This window comes from Parasphingomonas frigoris (genome assembly GCF_036663815.1).
Lineage (GTDB): Bacteria > Pseudomonadota > Alphaproteobacteria > Sphingomonadales > Sphingomonadaceae > Sphingomonas.
In genome coordinates, this window is record NZ_JAXOJQ010000003.1 from 673151 (window position 1) to 691179 (window position 18029).

The following is an 18029-nucleotide window of genomic DNA, read 5'->3' on the forward strand; positions in this document are numbered from 1 at the left end:
CGGTTGCGCCTGAGGCATGTCCGTCGATCGAACGCTGTTCGGCAGGCTTCGCGATGGAGCGCCCGTCGAGGCGATCTGCCTGACGGCGGGACCGCTTTCGGCCACGATCCTGACCTATGGGGCCACGTTGCAGGCGCTCCATGCACCCGACCGCGATGGCCGGATCGAGGACATCACGCTCGGCCACGACACGCTCGATCCCTATGTCGACCAGGCGAACTTCTTCGGCGTGACCGTCGGCCGCTATGCCAATCGGATCGGCGGGGGCGCCTTCCGTCTCGACGGGATCCGCTATGCGCTCGACCGCAACGAGGGGGCACAGTGCCTGCATGGCGGCTATCGCGGCTTCGACACGCAGTTGTGGTCGATCGTGGAGATCGAGGATGGCGAGCGTCCCGCTGTGGTGCTGGCATGCAGCAGCGCTGATGGCCATGGTGGTTTCCCAGGTCGGCTGGATGTGCGGGTGCGCTATATGCTCGACGGCGGTAGCGGCACACTGCTGATTGATTTTACGGCCGCTACGACAGCGCCCACGGTGGTCAATCTGACCAACCACGCGGTGTTCAATCTGGCGGGCGCCGACAGCGCCGAAACGATCCAGGCGCATACCCTTGCGATCCACGCGAGCCGCTACACCCCAGTCAACGCCGACATGGTGCCGACCGGGGAGATACGCTCGGTTGACGGCAGCGTCTTGGACTTTCGGGCGCCGCGAGCGCTTATCGACGATGCGGACGTTTTGACGCGCTTCCGCGACGGTCACGCGCAACTCGCCCTGACCAACGGCTACAACCACAACTTCGTGCTGGACCGCGGTCGCGGTGCCATTGCCGCAGTCGCCGCGCGGTTGGAGCATGCGGCCAGTGGTCGCGTGCTGGAGGTGCTTACGACCGAGCCGGGTCTCCAGCTATATTGCAGCAATCACCTCGATGGCGATCTCGTCGGAAAACACGGGCGGCGATACCATCGCGCGCAGGGCGTCGCGCTCGAGCCGCAGGCGTTTCCCGACTCGCCGAACCAGCCACATTTTCCATCGACCCGGATCGACCCCGGGGTGCCGTATCGCCACACGATGGCCTATCGCTTGCCGCCTTGCCGCAAGGCAAGCCTTTGACCCTGCGCTCCGATCTTTCGCCGATGCGTTCGATACGTCGGTTTTCGTCAAACCCGTTCGACCACCGCGTCGGTGCCGCGTGTGCAGCGCCGCACGATGGGTCCGCGCTTCGATCGCCTCTCCATGGTTTGCGGACAAGTGCCGAAACCGGTCGCTACTTCGCTATGACGGGCAGGTTGGCGTTAGGAGCGGAGATCGCTGCCGTCCCTGTCTGAGCACTCGGTCAGCGCGAGCGACCGATTCGTTTGGTATGGCGCGGCACCGCATCGAACCCGCCCATGTCGCTGTAGAAAAATGATTGTTGTTGCGTCGAGCTCGGAGCTTCGCAGTTCGCAAACGTACCATCGGCGTCGCCACGGACTGCCAATCCGAGCCGGGCGCCGGTCTTCATCCATCCGGTAGAGCAGCCTCCCGACGAGCGTCCTCGGCCTGCTGGGCGAGAAAGGCGGAACGTTCCTTTGGTTTCATGTAATTCCCATGAAGGTTCAAAAGGCGCGTAAACGGCCCGCGACTTCGGCTTACTTGGGTATTTGCTTCGGCAGCTGCCTCCGGGGCGTAGCCGGCACGCAGCATCAGACGTACGCCCAGCGCGTCGGCAGCCTGCTCCATCGCAAAGCGTGCAACGGCTTGTTTGGTTACGAGTTGCTGCTCGGTCGCCGCGTGACCGAGGAAAATGTGTGCGGCCTCATGCCCGATAATGAATGCCAATTGATCATCTGAGAGCAGCTGTTCCGTTTGGGTATCTACGCGAATGGTGTTCCCCGACGCGTTCGCAACGCCGCGCGTGCCGGACACGACAATAACACGAACGTCGCAGCTGTCCTGGCCCTGCACTTCCATCGTGATGGTCCGGTCGGCACGGCGGACTGTAAGCTGAAGGCGCGGCTCGTGAAGGCCGCTTGCCAGCGCGGTGCGAAACATGTCCTGGGCGTCGGGCGATTGCGCCCAGGTGACACCGTTGACGGCAGATATCTCATCACCAACGCGTATCCCCGCTTTGAGCGCGGGACTGTCCGGTGCGACCCATAGCACCGTATAACCATCGCCGAGATGCAAGGCGGTCGCCCCGGCGCGCTGAACATTCGGCGGAGCGCTCCGGTTCAGAGTGATCGGAGTAAAGCCATAATCGACCGCTTTTTTCTGACAGTAGCGGAGATTCGATGTCAGAATACGCCTCGTGATAGACTGAACGCGCGTTTGCCTTTTCATCAGCAATCCGATGTCATCCAAGGGCTCCGTCGCTGCACATAGGAGCGTCAATGCCGCGATCGCCATTGGAGTGAGCTTAAGACTCTTTGAAATCACTGACATTTTAAAAGTTTTCCCTGTAGGCTATGCCCCGTGAAGTTCTCTTCATCGACCGTTGATCCGGGATCGCAGCCAAGGGTGCGAAAATCACGCTGAGGCCGTCGCTACCAACCGCCGCAAAAGGTCGTCGAGAGGCCGTGCAATTGCGGGATCGTTATAATCGCCGGCCGTGGTGACGATTGCCATATCGAGATCGGGGACGAGAAAAAGGCGCTGGCCGCCATTGCCGATCGCCGATGTTACCGGCAGGTCCTTCCCGCGCCATCGGGTGGAGGTGGACCACCACTGAAATCCGTACCCGCCGATCGGTTCGGCGGCGACGCTGCGGGCAGTGGATTGGGCGACCCACGCCGCGGGTACAATTTGACGATCCTGCCATCTTCCCTTCGACAGCAGCATCGCGCCGATCTTCAGCAGGTCGCGCGGCTTCAGCCTCAAGCCGGCGGCGGCCAGGGGAATGTCAAAGAGGTTCCCGACCCATTCCCAATCGACAATCCCGAGCGGGGCGAACAACTCCCTGCCGGCGATATCGCGCAATGTACGTTTGGTGGCCCGGGTCATGATCTCGGCGAGAACGGCGGTCGCCCCGCCGCTGTAGACGAAAGACTGTCCGGGCACGGCGAGGACCTCTCGCCCGAACACGTAGCGATATGCGCTCGTCCGCGTGACGAGTCCGCTTTCGTCGCTAGATGTCGCGCGATGCACCGGCGATGGCTCGTTCCATTCGAGGCCCGCGGTCATGGTCAGCAAATGGCGGATTTTTATCAGCCGCTTCGAAGGTATAGCGAGGTCGGGATATTCCGGGAAAAGCGAAACGACCGGTGTGTCTATCCCCGGTATTTCGCGCCGCTCCAGTAACTTTCCGTAGAGCAAACTCACCACGCTCTTGCTGATCGATCGCATGTCGTGGCGATTAGTCGTGCCGAAATTCACATGGGACGGCCAGAGGCTGTAGATGGAGCGGTCCGAGCCGGCACTGTAGAGTTCGGCGACCAACTTTCCGCGGCGGAGGACGAGTACGCTATGGATATTGGCCGTTCCGTCATGGATCGTTTCCAAGACCTTGCGGAGTTCCGCTGCGTCCAAGCCCACATCGGAAGGGGGGGCTTCGATCAGTCCGTCGCGGAACGTCGCTGGCTTATCAACGACGGCTCGGGCGCTTTGCCGCGGGGTTGCGGGCGAACGGGTGGGATACAAAAATGCCGCTGCGCCAGCAGAGGCGGCGGACGCTGCAAGCCCCGTCACCAACCTCCGTCGGCTCAAATCCTGCGCGACGCTCGACGATTTGCGCGTAACAAACGGCATTGCCTCTCCCTCCCCCTAAGCGCGCATGTCGGTCGCGAACTCTCCACTATGATGCGAGCAAAGCTCGACTTCTCCTACTCGGGTTCGGTAGCGGGCGCACAGCTGAGAGGGGCAGGCTTATATCTCTGATTTTGCTGAACTAATATCCGAGAACATTCCATATGCGGCGTCTTGCCGCAATCGTCTGCTCGCTTTTAGCTGGACGTCGCGACGATGCTGCCACGGGCGTGCTGACGATCGTTTTCGCGCGTGCGGACCCAAGGCGTCACGCATACCCGACTTTATGGCCGGACGAACAAAATTCGCTAATTTCTTGTCCTATTGCAATACGTAAGCGCGGATAAGGTCAATCGCCTCGTCTTCGACTTGCCTCAGAGAAAAGCGCCCCACATCCGCTTGTTCGACAAAAGCTCTCGCTATTCCCAAGATCGCCCGCGACACCGCGAACAACCGTGCCGCGCTTATTGGGGGAACGTCCCTTCCGTCGAACAGCTCTCGACGCGCGATGAGCGCCTTGATCATTGCTTCCACGTGTATCTCGTGTTCAGCACCAAACCCTTCGGCGATGTATATGCTCATCACCGTCCGGCGAACGTAACGGTCTTCATGATGTCGTTCGAAGAGCGTACGCAGCAAATGCCGGAGGGTTTCACCGGCGTGTCCCTCGTTCAGCACCGCGGTCAATGCTGCTGCGTCTTGCTCGACAAGTTGCCGCGCGAGCGCAATGTAGATCGCATCCTTGTTGGGGAAATAGCCGTACAGCGTGCCGATACTGATGCCCGCACGCTCGGCGAGCTTGTTGGTTGTGAAGGCGGCGCGCCCATCCGCTCGCAGGATCATCGCGGCCGTCTCCAAGATCACGGACACGGTGAAGTGAGCGCGTTCCTGGGTCGGAATACGCCGCTGAACCGGTGGATTTCTTTTCTTTCGAGCCATCGGGCGGTGCCTCTCTCAGATGCCGGCGATGAAAACCGAGTGACGCTCGAATATTGATACGCGCGAGTCAAATCCGAGATTGCAGAGACACTTAGCGAGATGGCCGAACGCGCTGTCGGGGGACTTATAGGTCGCCATTCAGTCGCTGGCCGGCGAAGCCCTAAGGCAGGCCTGCAAACGAGCATCAACGGTGGCTCGCCGTGCAATAAACCTTGGTTCGTCAATCGGCGGCATGATCTTCTTCCAAGGGATCGGCCATCCTGAGCATGATCTCGGCGGCGGCGCGCAGGCTTGCGCGCTCGGCCTCGCTCAGCCGCGCGGCCATCATGGCGCCGAGCCATTCACGGCGCTGGGTCATCGCCGAGCTCAGCGCGTCGCGTCCCCGGGAGGTGAGCGTGATGACGTGGCGTCTGCGGTCGTCAGGATCGACCGCCCGCTCGATCAGCGCGTCGGTTTCCAGGCGCACCAGGAGGCGACTCAGCGATTGCGGCTGGAGCCCCTCGGCTCGGGCGAGGGCCACCGCACTCAGCGGCCCATCGCGATAGAGCGTCGCGATAAGCGCGAGCGCGCCGCCCGTCAGTTCGGAGGCACCCACCGATCGGCGCATCCCCCTCGCAAGGCGCAGCACCGCCCGAACGATCCGCGCCTCGTCACTTTCCTTAGCATCCGCGCTCGACATGATCATACGCATAGCGTATCAATACGCGGTCCACAACATGGAGGCTCTGGTTCAGCAGTTCGCGTGCTGGACTGCGCCGCGGCACTTTTCCGAGCATGGGCGCGGATGGCGCAACAGGAACCAGATCGTGAGATCCTTAAACGTCCCCTCCCGGCTTTGGCGCAATGTCGTGGCGATCGATCGGGGGGAACCCGTGAGCCTGCGGATGCTCGCGATCGCCGCGCTCGGCATGGGCGCGCCGGTCGCTGCCGGCTTGATGCTCGGACAAGCGGAGGCCGGTTTCACGATCGGTCTCGGCGCCATCCTGCTTGCCGGCGCGCCGACGGGTGCGAGCGGCAGCGCGGCTTCGCCGCCGCCCGGTCTTGCGCAGACGGTTTCACCCGCGCTGATCGCCGTAGCTGCCGCGACCGCGATCGCGGGGTTGCCGTGGTCAGACACGGCGTTGGTCCTGCTCGCCGCGGCGGCCGGCCTGCTGTCGGGCTACAGTCGGCCAATCGCAGGGGGCGCCATCCGTTTCATCATCTATTTTGTGCTGAGCGTCGGCTTCCTCGACGGTGCCCAGGCGCATCGTGGCGCTGCCGCGCTGATATTCGGATCGGGTGCTTTGTGGAACATTGCCCTGCGTGGCATTTTGGCCGGGAGCCGCGGGCGTCAAGAATGCGCCCCGCAAAAGGCGCGGCAAGCGCCCACCGGCGCGCAACGTCGCGCCCACTTCCGCCGCACGCTGTACACGCTCGAGGGATGGCAATATCCGCTTCGGCTTGCCCTCGGTCTCGGCATCGCCAGCGGTCTGCGCCATCTATGGCCGTCGCATCATTTCTACTGGATCCTGCTCACGGTCGCGCTGCTGACCCAGCGCCCTATCGAACACGTACCCGTGAAAACCGTGCAGCGATTGATAGGTACCCTCGGCGGCGTTGTCCTGACGGGCGCGATCCTGTTCTGCCTGTCGTCGCCGATCGCCCTCGGCATCGTCGCGTGCGTGCTAGCGACGGTCGTGCCACTGGCACGCGCCCGAAATTATCTCCTCTATGCAATCGTCAGCACGCCGTTGATCCTGCTGGTGCTCGATATCGGCAGGCCGGTCGCCCCCGCACTGCTCTTCGACAGATTGGTCGCAACTTTGGCAGCGGGGCTTACGGTGATGGCCCTCAATGTGCTCTTCGATCGCTTGCTCACCGCCAGTGCTGGGGGCGAGGCAGACCGGCGGCGGGGAGTGTTGTAGCTCCAGAAGCGGTCGCTCGCCTCCGCTGTTTCGTGACTCGACTCTGGCGATTCCTTCACTCCCCGGATCAGTCCGACTTCCGGACGTCTAATGGGATCGAACGCCACTACAGAAGACTGGAAAATCGCAAGCGATGGGTCGCCGGATTGGTGACCAATTGGCGCTGAAACGCGCGCCGCAGCGCTTGCTCATCACTGTACCCCGCGCGGACAGCAACCACCTTCAGCGGCAGGTCGGTTTCCTCGAGTTCGCGGCAAGCCGCTTCAAGCCGCATCAGGTCGACGGTCTTGGCCGGCGTCCGGCCGACCTTTGCCGCATAGGTTCGCGCGAAGGTCCGCGGCGCCATGCCCGCCTGTTCAGCAAGCCGGCCGACGGACAGGTCCGCCGTGAGATTCACCGCGATCCACGCATGAAGTTCGACGAAGCCCTGGTCGCGGGTCTGCGCAGCCAAAGGAACGCTGAACTGCGACTGGCCACCGGCGCGCTTCATGAACACGACCATCTGCCGCGCCGCATCGATTGCGACGCGCGGGCCGTAATCCTGCTCGATCAAGGCCAGCGTAAGATCGATCCCGGAGCTCACGCCGGCCGAGGTCCACAAATTGCCGTCACGGATGAAGATGCTGTCCGAGTCGATGTCCAGCGTGGGATGTCGGTGTTTGAGCTTGTCGAGCCACGCCCAATGCGTCGCGACCCGCCGACCATCGAGTTGCCCCGCTGCCGCCAGCAGGAACGCGCCCGTGCAGACCGAGCAAAGCCGCCGCACCGATCCGGCGCGCAAGGCGATGAAGTCGCGCAGCGCCGGCTCGACGTCAAAGTCCTCGCCCACGCACCCGCCGGGAGCGATCAACGTGTCGATCGGTATGTCCGCCAAGGACGCGGTCGCCACCGTCACGACCGGCAGGCCAGCGCTCGTCAGGATTGCACCGCCCAGCGCCGAGGCGACGATCGTCTCGTAGCGCGCCGGCGCCCCCGCCGGCGCACCACGGTTTGCGGTGGTCAGCGCCTGCAATGGTCCGGCGAGGTCGAGCAGGTTCATGCCGTCATAGGCGAGCAGGACCACGCGGAGGGTATGCGGCGGCGCGGGCGAGACGATGCGTTTTTCAACCATGATAACCCGGATACTCAAAGCCGAGCGCCACGCCATAGGCAGTCTGCCTGCCGTACAAACGCGCGATCTCGGCGAGAACGCGATCGAGGGTGAATGCCGACGTCCCTGATGAGGGCGTGACGATGCGCGTGAGAGCATTCGGATCGGTCCGATCGGGCAGCAGGGTCAGGCCATGCAGGGTCGTGACCGGAGATGGATTGGGCGCAAATGCATACGCCTTTGCCCGGCCCGTCCGCGCGTAGGCATCTGCCGTGAAGGCGACAGCGATCTCGTCTACACCCGGTGAAATGGTGACGCCGATCGACTGGGGGTGATGGAACCAGCCATTGAAGTATTCCGTCGCTGCAAAGGCCGAGAGATTGCGGCCGAACTTGGGGGCAAACCGGTGACTGTCATGGGCCGCGCTCCAGTCGGGCGCGCCGATGATGGCCGCGGTCGCCGCGGCGCGGTCGCGGCCGGCGATCGCTTCCACCAAAGCCAGCGATGTCGGGACGGCCGCACTGATCCCGGCGCTGGAAACGATCCGTCCATCGGCGACATAGCGCCGGTCGTCGACCCAACGAACCTGCGGATAGGTCTTGCGACGGTAGCCGGCGGTTGCCCAATGCGCAGTCGCGCGATGCCCGTCGAGCACGCCGCTGCTGGCAAGCACCAACGCGCCGTCGCAGATGCTGACGAGCGTGCCGCCCTTCGCTGCCTGCTGCTTGACCCACGAAAGCAACACGGGATCGTCGTGCCGCACCACCGCTGGCACCACCACATAATCTGCTCCCTCGGGGAAGCGCCTGTCGAACTCAGCGACGGAAGCCTGCGGCTGAATGCGGAGTGCCGGGCGCATCGTCATCATACCCGCGCCGGTCGCAACGGTAATCACCTCTCCGACGGCCGCCTGCTGCAAGATGCCGTACGGAATGACATAGTCGGTGAGTTCTGTGCCCGCATTTATCCCGACGATGGCGATAACCGGCCGCTGTCGGCCAAACCGCGCCTGATACGGCAGGATGTGTTCGATTGGCGCCTGAGCAACGGCTGACATATTAGGCTGCGGCGGGTTAGAGGGTTGGCCGGCAGCGACCGAGCCGCAACCGGCAACAAGACAGGCAGCCGCAACAAGGCCAAGGCGATTTCGTGCAAGTGTAAGGTGAAACATGATGCGGTCCGGGCTGTGGAGAATATCCTTTCCTCACCCGGATCGAGGACAGCTCATAGGACGGCCTTGCTTCATTTTCTGCCAAATGGGTGAACCCGTCGACCGCTCAACCACCAAACCTTGGGCTTGAGCTTGCAACAGCGGATCCTTCCGCCGGTCGCGCAAACGTGCCGCTCTTCCCGGCACGCAATGTTGCGGCAATGAACAGCGAGCACGCTCCAATGCACGTACGGACGATCAGTCCGGAAAAGTCTATTCCAGTTGACCCAAGGGGCCTCGGTGCGAATCCTGATAGTAGAAGACGAGATCGAATTCGCCGACACGGTCCGCGATGCGCTCGAGCGCGAGCTGTTTGTCGTCGATCATGTCGATCGCTTGACGATGGCCCGCGAAGCCGTGCGTTCAAATGCCTATGATCTCGTGCTGCTCGACCGGACGCTGCCGGATGGCGATGGACTGACGTTGGTTCGCACGTTGCGGACCGAAAATCCCGGCCTGCCGATCATCGTGCTGAGTGCTCTTGGAGACATCCATGACCGGGTCGCCGGCCTGGACGAGGGCGCAGACGATTATCTCATCAAGCCGTTCGCGCTCGAGGAGATGTTTGCGCGTATTCGCGCGGTGCGGCGTCGCCCCGCGGCGCTTGGCGCAGAGAAGATCGGCGCCGGCGCGCTCGTCTTTGATGTGGTGCATGACGAGGCGCATGTCGCGGGCGTTCGGCTCGACCTGGTCCGCCGGGAATTGCGCGTGCTGGCAACGCTGATGAAGCGTCGCGGGAGAACGGTGCTGCGTGAATCGCTCGAACAGGCGGTTTATGGGTTCGATGACGAGATTCAATCGAACACCCTCGACTCGCACGTCTCGCGCCTCCGCCGGAAGCTGAGCGAGGCGAATGCAGGGCTCGAAATTCACGCGGTCAGGGGCGTCGGTTATCTGCTGAGGGCATCGTCATGAGCAGGAAGCCGCCCTCGCTGAAGCGCTCTCTGATCTTCCAGCCGCTGCTCTTCCAGTTCGTGACGGTGGTCATCATCTTCTTGATCGGCCTGATTGCCCTGACCCAAATGAACAGCGGCGCGGTTTTTACCGATGAGACGATTCCCGGCGTTATCGCTGGCTCCATCCAGCGCACCGGGGATGGTCGCCTGACGGTACGCAGCACGCCGGCGCTGAAGCAACTTCGCGCCGACGCGCCCAGCCTCTGGTTCGTCGCCGAGGACGACAGCGGCCGAAACGTCTCATACGGACAGGTGCCGCGGGAATATGCAAGCCTTGCCGGGACGCTGCACCGGCTGACCAACGTGCAATTGCGAGATCGGTCAGCGCCCTATCGCTTGTCCGCCGTGATCCGCTCGGAGGATTCTCGAGCCGGGTCGCTCACCATCCTTGCGCATGGCAAGTTCACGCTGCTGAGCTTTCTCATCCTCGCCGCGTCGAATGCCATCAGCATCGTGATTATCCTGTTGCTGGCGCTGATTTCGATGATCGTGACGCCCTGGATCGTCAACCGGTCGCTGGCCGGCGTAAACCGGATCGCGGAGGAGGCGCGGCAAATCGATGCCGACCGGCGCGGCTGGCGGCTCAGCGAAGCGAAGGTGCCGCGCGAGATCCTGCCGCTGGTCAGGGCCGTAAACGATGTCCTCCATCGCCTCGACGAGGGATATGAGCGTCAGCGGCGTTTCATCGCCTCCGCAGCGCACGAACTCCGTACGCCCATCGCCATTCTCAGTCTCAAGATCGACGCCGCCGATGACGCGGCCACGCGCCGGCTCGGCAGCGATGTCCAGCGGCTCGCCACCCTTGCCGAGCAACTGCTCGACTTCCAGCGGCTCGATGCCGTGGGGGTCGAGGGTGCCGTCGATCTCGCATCGCTCGTGAAGCACGTGGCAGCTGAGCTGGCGCCGCTGCTGATTGCCGCGGACCGCACGATCGAAGTCGTTGTCGACACGGCTTGGCCGATCCGCGGCGATGCCGGGGCCATCGAGCGGGTTGTGACGAACCTTGTGCAGAATGCGATCGACCATGGCGGACGCCAGGTCGTGATCCGCGTCGTGGGTGCGGCGTTCGAAGTGGAGGACGACGGTTTGGGCATTCCTCCTGACGAACGCGAGCGCGTCTTTGAGCCGTTCCATCGCCTGCGGCCGAGGTCCACGGGAACCGGCCTTGGCCTCCATCTCGTGCAGCAAGTGATCGAACGTCATGGCGGGCGGGTGTCGATCTTCGACGCCATGGCGGGCGGCACGGTCGTGCGCGTGGAATTTCCGCCGCGCTGAGGGTGCGCCCTTTCGCGCCATGTTGACGCAATCTTGTCCCGCCAACGTCGTTCTCGCGGTCGATCACGGCCGTTCAAGATGGGCAGGCCGCACGCTGGCACGTACGCGGCGGCGGGCCGGCCGAAATCTTGATCCGTAAGAGGATTCCGTAATCCCGGAAGCGAGATCAGCAATGCATGGATTTTTTGTCTCCTTTTGCCGTTGGCACATCTTTCGGACCTGCATCGCGATTCTGTCCGTCCTGACTTTGGCCGGCTGCGAAACGCCGGCGGAACGACAGAGGCTATCTCTTGAGCAAGATCAGCAAACGTGCGCCAATTTTGGTGCGTTCGCGGCGCCTGACCATCTGGATTGCATGCTGGTTCAGCAACAGCGCCGCGACACCCAGCAAACCGATCGGTTAGAGCGCGCGCGCATCGCGTTCGAGATCGTCAGGAACATGCAGGAAATGACGGATAGCCGGATACGGCGCTGCGAGCGGGACCGTCGTTTGAATGACCGCGCCGACCGTCGCCGGCGCCCGTGCACGTAAGCACGCCGCGGATTATGCCGCGACACGTGTCGAGGCCCGGGCCTGTCCCTCTCCCAGACCACCACCCGCCAAAATCATAGCGCTGCAATCGGGCATGCAATGTTCCCGCAATTCTCGAGACGCAAAGCATTCGTGCGGTCTGTTCAAAGACTCAGCGAAAGGCATATCGTGAAACAATCTTTATTCATTGCTGGAATACTCATCGCCACGCCGATCGCGGCCACGGCACAAGAACGGCAGTCAGCCGAACCGCAGGTGGCTGACGCGCCGGCAACACCGGCATTCAGTGGGTTCAAGTTCGGTTCGGGCGTCGCCTACCAATGGACAACGGCCGACTACGCGCTCCCGAGCATCAAATCCTCGATCGCCACAAAAAAGCATGAATTGGGGTATCGTCTTCACATCGGATACGATGCGCAGATTGGCAACGTGCTCGTCGTCGGGGCCGAAGCAGGCGTAGGGCGTGGCGGGGCGACCCTGACCGCAGCCCGCGACCTGGGCAAGTATTCGCTGAAGCCCGGCTGGTCCTGGGATGTCTCGGGTCGCGCCGGCGTGCTCGCCGCACCGTCGGTCCTGCTGTACGGCCGCGCCGGGTACAGTTGGCTGCGCGTCAAGGAACAAACGGATTTCAGCGCCGTCGCCGGCAGTGACCTGGACATCCGCAGCACCAGGAAAGGCTTCCTGTTCGGCGGCGGCATTGAGGCGAAGGTCACACACCGAAGCTTCGTTCGAGCCGAATACAATCGCAGCAATTACCGAAACGGTCTGAAATCGTCGAAGGTCTTGATCGCGTTAGCGTCGAAATTCTGATCGTTTGGCGTGGCTCCGTATTGCTCGCGTGTTTAAACAAGATTGAAGGCAAATCACTTCATGGACCTGCTCACGCGGAAATATACCACCATGCATATGGTGCGAACTGTATTCGCATTTTGTTTGTTCGCATTCTGCGCCGAGCCGGTACTGGCCGTGCCGCCGCAACCGGAGCCGGCCGCGATTCGCAACGCTTCGTTTTACATCCCGATGCGGGACGGGGTGCGGCTGGCGGTGGATCTTTGGTTGCCGGTCACCATGCCGCAATCGAGCCAAGTCCCAACCGTGATGGAGACAACGCGATACTGGCGCGCAAGTCGCAAGGGACCGAAGGGCAATGCCACGCAGCGTGCGCTCAATGACAGAGGCTATGCCTATATCATCATCGACGCCCGGGGATCGGGTGCGTCGTTCGGCAACCGCAGAATGGAGTGGGCGCCCGAAGAGGTTGCCGACCTGAAGAACATCGTCGAATGGATTGTCAGTCAACCCTGGTCCAACGGCAAGGTGGGCGGCGTCGGCACCTCATATAGCGGCAATACGGCCGAACTCCTCGCGGCAACCGGCCACCCGGCGGTCAAGGCCGTCGCGCCGCTGTTCAGCGATTTCGATCCAGCGAGCTTCTGGCCGGGCGGTGTCCGTGTCAGTGGCTTTGTCGACGCGTGGGTTGCCGCCAATGCGGCGCTTGATGCCAATGACATGTGTGCGCTTGCCAAACTTGCAAAGTCACCGTGTTTCCTGGCCAAAGCCTTTGTCGGTGGGGTCAAACCGGTTGATGGCCCCGATGGTGATAAATTGCTGGCCGAAGCGCTTGCGGACCACCGCGCCAACGCAGACCTGGGCAGATCGATCGCACAGGCCGAGTTTTCGGACGACAAAGGCCCGTCCGGCCTGGGTGTATCCGACGTGGCACCCTATCGGTATCGCGCCGCGATCGAGGCCGCCGCCGTGCCGATGCTGGTCTATGCCGGGTGGATGGACGGCGCGTCCGCGGCGGGGGCGATCGCGCGGTTCAACAGCTTCAGCAATGTGCAGAAGGTCTATATCGGTGCCTGGTCGCACGGCGGCCAGTTCGATACCGATCCCTTCAAGCCGAAAAAGGCCCCCGCCAATCCGGACAAGACGGCTCAGCAAGACACTGTGTTACGCTTTTTCGATTGTTATCTGAAAGACGTGCAGCCGAACCCCACCGATCGCCTGTGCAGTGCTGACAAGTCGATTGCCTTCTACACCATGGGAGAAGGACAATGGCATACGACCGGCCAATGGCCAATTCAAAGCGCGGACATCAAACGCTTTCAGATGACGCCGGAAACGGGGCTGGAATTGGGCTCGGTGGCACAACGCGCATCCGCCACACTCCGCTATCGCATCGATTTTGACACGACCACTGGGTCATCCAATCGCTGGGCGACGCAGAATGGCGAAGGCGATGTGGTGTATGACAATCGTACCGCACAAAGCGCCAAAATGCTGTCCTTCACCAGCGCGCCGCTGACGACGGACGCAGACGTAACGGGCCATCCAGTGGTCAAACTCAAACTCTCCACGGATCGGCCCGACGGCGTTGTTCATGCCTATCTGGAGGATGTCGCCCCCGATGGCCGGGTGACGTACCTGACCGAAGGGGTGCTTCGGTTGAGCCGCAGAAAGGTCAGTACCTCGGCCCCTCCCTACTGGCAGGCCGGGCCCTTTCAAACGCTGGCGCGCGCCGATCATGCGCCGATGGTGCAGGGGCAATGGGAAGACGTGTCGCTTGTGATGTTTCCCCTCTCTGCACGGATCAAGACTGGCCACCGGATCAGGGTGTCGATCAGCGGAGCCGACAAGGGCGTGTATCAAGATGCACTGCCGCCATGTGGCTGTTGGTTTGATCTCCAAGTCGGCGGCGCCGATTTGAGCTACGTCGACCTGCCGTTCCACGCGTTCGCCGGCTGATGCCGACGGCGCGACTTAAAACGTCGGACTTTCGGGGCGATGTCGCTAGATCCTTCGGCACCGTACCGATCCTGATCACCTCACCCGCGTCGAGCGCGCACGGATCCATTCGTTCGCCGCGTCACCCATCGTTTTCGCTTGGCCGTCCTTTAGGTAGGCCATAAAATCTCGGTCAAATGTGAAGGATAGGCCGCACGCGTCGATGAAAAAACGTCGCACATTTTGCGTGTTGCGATAGCTGTGATCCACCACCGTTGATGGCTCGATCGTGGCACCGTGCCAATCGAAATCGGGCTTCATTATTCCTCCCCATACATTCATTTTGGCATCTACGCTGACGTCGGAACGGCATGACGATAGCCCGATGGATGGGCGGCCACAAATAGGTCGTCCAGACCATAGATCCGGTCTGGCGGCTGCGGTTGAGGGCATTCCAGGCGGCAGTTCGGGCCTGCAAGGCGGCTTCCGCGCAACCGTGCGCGGCGTCGTGATCGCGACCCATCCTAGCTGTTCGAGTGGCCATGGCGGGCGGTAGAGCGTGGCGCGCTCCCATCATGAGCCGAGATTTGCGAGCCATCTAAGCGGCAGATCGGCCTGGCGCGCTGGATACCGCAGCACCACAAAATGAGTGATCGTCATACCACCGTTGGCGCGAACTTCCGCATGATCGAACCAGCGTACAATGCCTTGCGCACTGCCGTGGAAGCGCACGAAGGGATGGCCCATGTTGCACGTGTGTATGCATCAGGGCTGCAGGTAACTGGCTCGCTGGGTTGGGAGATCAGACTTCCGGGGAGCAGTGCCCAACGAAAAGTGTCAGCGTCCTGCCGCCGACCCACACCTGGCCTCGCTCGTCCTGCGTCACGGCAATGCGCCCGGTCCGGTTCACTCTCGTTCCCTGTGCCGCAATGTAGCCGTCTTTCGCCCGACCAGTCGCGAACAGCCATTGCCCCACCGAGGCATTGAGGCTGCCCGTGACGGGATCCTCGGTCAATGCGCGCCCAGGCACGCTGTGGATTGCGCGGAGTTCGAACGCCGCATCGCTGCCCGGCGGGTGTGCGCCGACGATGCCGATATTGATATGGCGGGCATGGTGGTGCGCCGGCTCGACTGCGATCACCGCCGCGGCGGAGTCGAGCAGCACAGCGATCCAGCCTGGGCCGTTATCTGCCCATGCGGCATCGACGATCGCGGCGCGGTCGATGCCGAGCACCGCCGCAACCTCGGCCAGATCTTCCTCGCTTGGCGGCCCGCCGCGGATCAGCGGCGGCGCGGCAAAGGCCAGACCATCTGCATCGTGCCGCAGCGTGACCAGGCCCGCCTTGCATTCCTGCACGACGGTGCCGCTGCGTTTCGGTGACCCGCCGGCTTCGAGCCACGCATGGCAGGTCCCGAGCGTCGGATGCCCCGCGAACGGCAGTTCGTGAGACTGGCAGAAGATGCGCACGCGGTAATCGGCGTCGGGATGCGTTGGTGCGAGCAGGAAGGTGGTTTCCGCCAGATTGAGCCAGCGTGTGATGCGCTGCATGTCCTCGCTCGTCAGGCCCTCGGCTTGCGCGACGACCGCGAGCGGATTGCCGGTGAAGGCTTGGGTGCCGAAGACGTCGACGAGCGAGAAGGGACGATTCATGGGAAGGCCTTCCGATCTGTCATGCGGTGATAGGCGCGGAGCAGCAACGGATCGTCGACGCGCACCATCGCCCCCGCCATCGCTTCGCGCCAGCACGCCGAACGGCGCTCCGCCGCGATCACTTCGCGCAAGCTGACCGACGGAACGCCGCACACCGCCAAGGCGGCCGCATCGATGCGGTTCAGCGTTCGCCGCGCCCCGCTGAGCGTCGTCGGGCGCAGGTCCGGGCTACGGACGGTCGCGGCGTATTGATCTGGACCCAGCTGGGTTTCCTGCGCGATGCAAGGCGGCGCGAGCAGGGCGCATGCGGCGGCTGTGAGGGTGTAGTGCAGTCTCTTCATCGGTACCTCCTGATCGGCGAAGCGATGCGCGATCCGCGCTGGCCAACACAGGAACGGTTCCGTACAATATCGAAAAACCGTGCTGCTAAGGTGGTCAATACAGTGACGATGATCGATCTCGACCGTACGCGCACCGGACACGTCGTGCAGCTAATCCGTGATCGCATCGCGCGGCGCATTCTCACCCCCGGCGCACGCTTGCCCTCGGTGCGCGCGATGGCAGAGACGACCGGCTTCTCGAAATCGACTGTGGTCGAGGCCTATGACCGGCTTGCGGCGGACGGCGCGATCCGCTCGCGGCCGGGCGCGGGTTTCTATGTATCGGCGCCGCTATCGCCTCTCTCGCTCGACCGGATCGGCACGCCGATCGAGCGGGAGGTCGATCCGCTGTGGATGCTGCGCCAGTCGCTCAGCGAACGTCCCGATGCGATCCGGCCCGGCTGCGGGTGGCTGCCCGACAGCTGGATGGCGAGCGAGCCGATCCGCAAAGCGCTCCGCGCCGCCGCGCGCGGCAAGGCCGATGGGTCGCTGACCGGCTACGCATCGCTTCTCGGCTCGCCGCCGCTGCGCGCGCTGCTCGCGCGGCGGCTGGAGGAGCAGGGCGTCGCGGCCTCGCCCGATCAGATCCTGCTGACCGACAGCAGCACGCAGGCGCTCGACCTGATCGGTCGCTTCCTGCTCGAGCCCGGCGACACCGTGCTGGTCGACGATCCCTGCTATTTCAATTTCCTGGCGCTGCTGCGCGCGCACCGCGCGCATGTGGTCGGCATTCCGATGACACCGAGCGGCCCGGACATGGCGGCGTTCGCCGCCGCGCTCGCCGAGCATCGGCCGCGATTCTATCTGACCAACTCGGCGGTGCACAATCCGACCGGCGCGACGCTGTCGGCCACCACCGCGCATCGCCTGCTCAAGCTCGCCGAGGCGCACGACCTGGTGATCGTCGAGGACGATGTCTTCGCCGATTTCGAACATATGCCCGCGCCGCGGCTCGCCGCGTTCGACGGGCTCGATCGCGTCATTCGGATCGGCAGCTTCTCCAAGTCGCTGACCGCTGCGATCCGCTGCGGTCATATCGCCGCGCGGCCCGACTGGATCGAGGCGCTCGCCGACCTGCGCATCGCGACGTCGATGTCGGGCAACCCGCTTTCTGCTGAAATCCTGCACGGCGTGCTGACCGACGGCGGGTATCGCCGGCATATCGAGGGTGTGCGTGGGCGGCTGGCCCGTGCCACTGCACGGACGCTACGACGGTTGCGCGACGTCGGGCTCGAGCCTTGGATCGACCCGGCGGCGGGGCTGTTCGTCTGGGCGCGATTGCCCGGCGGCCGGGACGCGGCGGCGCTCGCGCGGACCGCGCTGGACGAGGATATCGTGCTCGCACCGGGAAACGTGTTCAGTACGAGCGGAACATGGGGAGACTATCTGCGCTTCAACGTCGTGACGAGCGACGACGACCGCGTCAGCGCGTTTCTGGAGAACGCTGTCGGCGGATGAGGGCGATGGCGCTACGACAGCTTCGGGCGATACGTACGGCTGCATGTGTCGATCGCTGCCTGCCACACGCCCAGCACGTTACCGCTCCATAGCGCCTCGATGTGTGCGGGGGACCCACGATCGGCCTCACTCATCTCTGACCGTTATTTGGACGCTTTATAGCTCGCGCTCTGAGCAACTGCG

19 protein-coding genes are annotated in these 18029 nt (G+C 63.2%); 8 read left to right on the top strand and 11 right to left on the bottom strand.

All coding sequences use genetic code 11. The annotated features are described in order from the left end of the window. Positions 1 to 16 precede the first annotated feature (16 nt). The gene (locus U1872_RS13550) at positions 17 to 1114 is read left to right on the top strand and encodes an aldose epimerase family protein (protein ID WP_332793418.1); all 1098 of its coding nucleotides are present in this window, start codon (positions 17 to 19) and stop codon (positions 1112 to 1114) included. Between the two features lie 223 nt (positions 1115 to 1337). Here the strand turns inward: U1872_RS13550 and U1872_RS13555 are convergent, their stop codons facing one another. The 5 genes from U1872_RS13555 to U1872_RS13575 form a co-directional block, all read right to left on the bottom strand. After that, positions 1338 to 1505 carry a hypothetical protein gene (locus U1872_RS13555; protein ID WP_332793419.1) on the bottom strand — a complete coding sequence of 56 codons (168 nt, stop codon included), beginning with the start codon at positions 1503 to 1505 and terminating at the stop codon, positions 1338 to 1340. Continuing rightward, positions 1502 to 2344, bottom strand: coding sequence for a M48 family metalloprotease (locus U1872_RS13560; RefSeq protein WP_332793420.1), 843 nt, complete (start codon positions 2342 to 2344; stop codon positions 1502 to 1504). Before U1872_RS13560 ends, U1872_RS13555 begins: the two co-directional genes overlap by 4 nt. Before the next feature lie 165 nt (positions 2345 to 2509). Continuing rightward, positions 2510 to 3727: a serine hydrolase domain-containing protein gene (locus U1872_RS13565; RefSeq protein ID WP_332793421.1), complete on the bottom strand. Its 1218-nt coding sequence runs from the start codon at positions 3725 to 3727 to the stop codon at positions 2510 to 2512. A gap of 318 nt (positions 3728 to 4045) precedes the next feature. After that, on the bottom strand, positions 4046 to 4663 hold the full coding sequence (locus tag U1872_RS13570) for a TetR/AcrR family transcriptional regulator (protein ID WP_332793422.1): 618 nt from the start codon (positions 4661 to 4663) through the stop codon (positions 4046 to 4048). A gap of 220 nt (positions 4664 to 4883) precedes the next feature. Next, complete coding sequence (locus tag U1872_RS13575; protein ID WP_332793423.1) at positions 4884 to 5354, bottom strand: MarR family winged helix-turn-helix transcriptional regulator; 471 nt, start codon at positions 5352 to 5354, stop codon at positions 4884 to 4886. Between the two features lie 157 nt (positions 5355 to 5511). On the opposite strand from U1872_RS13575, the gene U1872_RS13580 reads away from it, so the two are divergent. Continuing rightward, complete coding sequence (locus U1872_RS13580) at positions 5512 to 6567, top strand: FUSC family protein (RefSeq protein WP_332793424.1); 1056 nt, start codon at positions 5512 to 5514, stop codon at positions 6565 to 6567. A 106-nt stretch (positions 6568 to 6673) separates the two neighbouring features. Here the strand turns inward: U1872_RS13580 and U1872_RS13585 are convergent, their stop codons facing one another. Both U1872_RS13585 and U1872_RS13590 read right to left on the bottom strand, forming a co-directional pair. Continuing rightward, positions 6674 to 7714, bottom strand: coding sequence for a GlxA family transcriptional regulator (locus U1872_RS13585; RefSeq protein ID WP_332793425.1), 1041 nt, complete (start codon positions 7712 to 7714; stop codon positions 6674 to 6676). Beyond that, positions 7671 to 8828 (bottom strand): DJ-1/PfpI family protein, encoded by a 1158-nt coding sequence (locus U1872_RS13590; RefSeq protein WP_332793426.1) that lies wholly within the window; start codon positions 8826 to 8828, stop codon positions 7671 to 7673. The genes U1872_RS13585 and U1872_RS13590 overlap by 44 nt, the downstream gene beginning before the upstream one ends. A 279-nt stretch (positions 8829 to 9107) precedes the next feature. Between U1872_RS13590 and U1872_RS13595 the strand changes: the two genes are divergently transcribed. From U1872_RS13595 to U1872_RS13615, 5 genes are all read left to right on the top strand, one after another. Further along, positions 9108 to 9782 (top strand): response regulator, encoded by a 675-nt coding sequence (locus U1872_RS13595; protein ID WP_332793427.1) that lies wholly within the window; start codon positions 9108 to 9110, stop codon positions 9780 to 9782. Continuing rightward, a complete protein-coding gene (locus U1872_RS13600) occupies positions 9779 to 11098 on the top strand; it encodes a sensor histidine kinase (RefSeq protein WP_332793428.1) in 1320 nt (439 codons plus the stop codon). Before U1872_RS13595 ends, U1872_RS13600 begins: the two co-directional genes overlap by 4 nt. Positions 11099 to 11270: 172 nt before the next feature. Beyond that, positions 11271 to 11630, top strand: coding sequence for a hypothetical protein (locus U1872_RS13605; RefSeq protein ID WP_332793429.1), 360 nt, complete (start codon positions 11271 to 11273; stop codon positions 11628 to 11630). 99 nt (positions 11631 to 11729) lie between these two features. Further along, on the top strand, positions 11730 to 12440 hold the full coding sequence (locus U1872_RS13610; protein ID WP_332793430.1) for an outer membrane protein: 711 nt from the start codon (positions 11730 to 11732) through the stop codon (positions 12438 to 12440). 60 nt (positions 12441 to 12500) lie between these two features. After that, on the top strand, positions 12501 to 14378 hold the full coding sequence (locus U1872_RS13615; protein WP_332793431.1) for a CocE/NonD family hydrolase: 1878 nt from the start codon (positions 12501 to 12503) through the stop codon (positions 14376 to 14378). A gap of 75 nt (positions 14379 to 14453) precedes the next feature. Here U1872_RS13615 and U1872_RS13620 read toward each other — a convergent pair whose 3' ends face one another. The 4 genes from U1872_RS13620 to U1872_RS13635 form a co-directional block, all read right to left on the bottom strand. Next, positions 14454 to 14678 carry a DUF6434 domain-containing protein gene (locus tag U1872_RS13620; RefSeq protein ID WP_332793432.1) on the bottom strand — a complete coding sequence of 75 codons (225 nt, stop codon included), beginning with the start codon at positions 14676 to 14678 and terminating at the stop codon, positions 14454 to 14456. Between the two features lie 252 nt (positions 14679 to 14930). After that, complete coding sequence (locus tag U1872_RS13625) at positions 14931 to 15104, bottom strand: hypothetical protein (RefSeq protein WP_332793433.1); 174 nt, start codon at positions 15102 to 15104, stop codon at positions 14931 to 14933. Positions 15105 to 15159: 55 nt separating this feature from the next. Next, a complete protein-coding gene (locus U1872_RS13630) occupies positions 15160 to 16008 on the bottom strand; it encodes a PhzF family phenazine biosynthesis protein (protein WP_332793434.1) in 849 nt (282 codons plus the stop codon). After that, positions 16005 to 16349 carry a UrcA family protein gene (locus U1872_RS13635; protein WP_332793435.1) on the bottom strand — a complete coding sequence of 115 codons (345 nt, stop codon included), beginning with the start codon at positions 16347 to 16349 and terminating at the stop codon, positions 16005 to 16007. Before U1872_RS13635 ends, U1872_RS13630 begins: the two co-directional genes overlap by 4 nt. 108 nt (positions 16350 to 16457) lie before the next feature. On the opposite strand from U1872_RS13635, the gene U1872_RS13640 reads away from it, so the two are divergent. After that, positions 16458 to 17846, top strand: coding sequence for an aminotransferase-like domain-containing protein (locus U1872_RS13640; protein WP_332793637.1), 1389 nt, complete (start codon positions 16458 to 16460; stop codon positions 17844 to 17846). Positions 17847 to 18029 lie beyond the last annotated feature (183 nt).

What these genes read in the sequence shown, in the direction of transcription:
- U1872_RS13550 (WP_332793418.1), top strand. Translation starts at nt 17, where the DNA reads ATGTCCGTCGATCGAACGCTGTTCGGCAGGCTTCGCGATGGAGCGCCC.
- U1872_RS13555 (WP_332793419.1), bottom strand. Translation starts at nt 1,505, where the DNA reads ATGAAGACCGGCGCCCGGCTCGGATTGGCAGTCCGTGGCGACGCCGAT.
- U1872_RS13565 (WP_332793421.1), bottom strand. Translation starts at nt 3,727, where the DNA reads ATGCCGTTTGTTACGCGCAAATCGTCGAGCGTCGCGCAGGATTTGAGC.
- U1872_RS13570 (WP_332793422.1), bottom strand. Translation starts at nt 4,663, where the DNA reads ATGGCTCGAAAGAAAAGAAATCCACCGGTTCAGCGGCGTATTCCGACC.
- U1872_RS13575 (WP_332793423.1), bottom strand. Translation starts at nt 5,354, where the DNA reads ATGCGTATGATCATGTCGAGCGCGGATGCTAAGGAAAGTGACGAGGCG.
- U1872_RS13585 (WP_332793425.1), bottom strand. Translation starts at nt 7,714, where the DNA reads ATGGCGTGGCGCTCGGCTTTGAGTATCCGGGTTATCATGGTTGAAAAA.
- U1872_RS13590 (WP_332793426.1), bottom strand. Translation starts at nt 8,828, where the DNA reads ATGTTTCACCTTACACTTGCACGAAATCGCCTTGGCCTTGTTGCGGCT.
- U1872_RS13600 (WP_332793428.1), top strand. Translation starts at nt 9,779, where the DNA reads ATGAGCAGGAAGCCGCCCTCGCTGAAGCGCTCTCTGATCTTCCAGCCG.
- U1872_RS13605 (WP_332793429.1), top strand. Translation starts at nt 11,271, where the DNA reads ATGCATGGATTTTTTGTCTCCTTTTGCCGTTGGCACATCTTTCGGACC.
- U1872_RS13610 (WP_332793430.1), top strand. Translation starts at nt 11,730, where the DNA reads ATGTTCCCGCAATTCTCGAGACGCAAAGCATTCGTGCGGTCTGTTCAA.
- U1872_RS13615 (WP_332793431.1), top strand. Translation starts at nt 12,501, where the DNA reads ATGGACCTGCTCACGCGGAAATATACCACCATGCATATGGTGCGAACT.
- U1872_RS13620 (WP_332793432.1), bottom strand. Translation starts at nt 14,678, where the DNA reads ATGAAGCCCGATTTCGATTGGCACGGTGCCACGATCGAGCCATCAACG.
- U1872_RS13625 (WP_332793433.1), bottom strand. Translation starts at nt 15,104, where the DNA reads ATGGGCCATCCCTTCGTGCGCTTCCACGGCAGTGCGCAAGGCATTGTA.
- U1872_RS13630 (WP_332793434.1), bottom strand. Translation starts at nt 16,008, where the DNA reads ATGAATCGTCCCTTCTCGCTCGTCGACGTCTTCGGCACCCAAGCCTTC.
- U1872_RS13635 (WP_332793435.1), bottom strand. Translation starts at nt 16,349, where the DNA reads ATGAAGAGACTGCACTACACCCTCACAGCCGCCGCATGCGCCCTGCTC.
- U1872_RS13640 (WP_332793637.1), top strand. Translation starts at nt 16,458, where the DNA reads ATGATCGATCTCGACCGTACGCGCACCGGACACGTCGTGCAGCTAATC.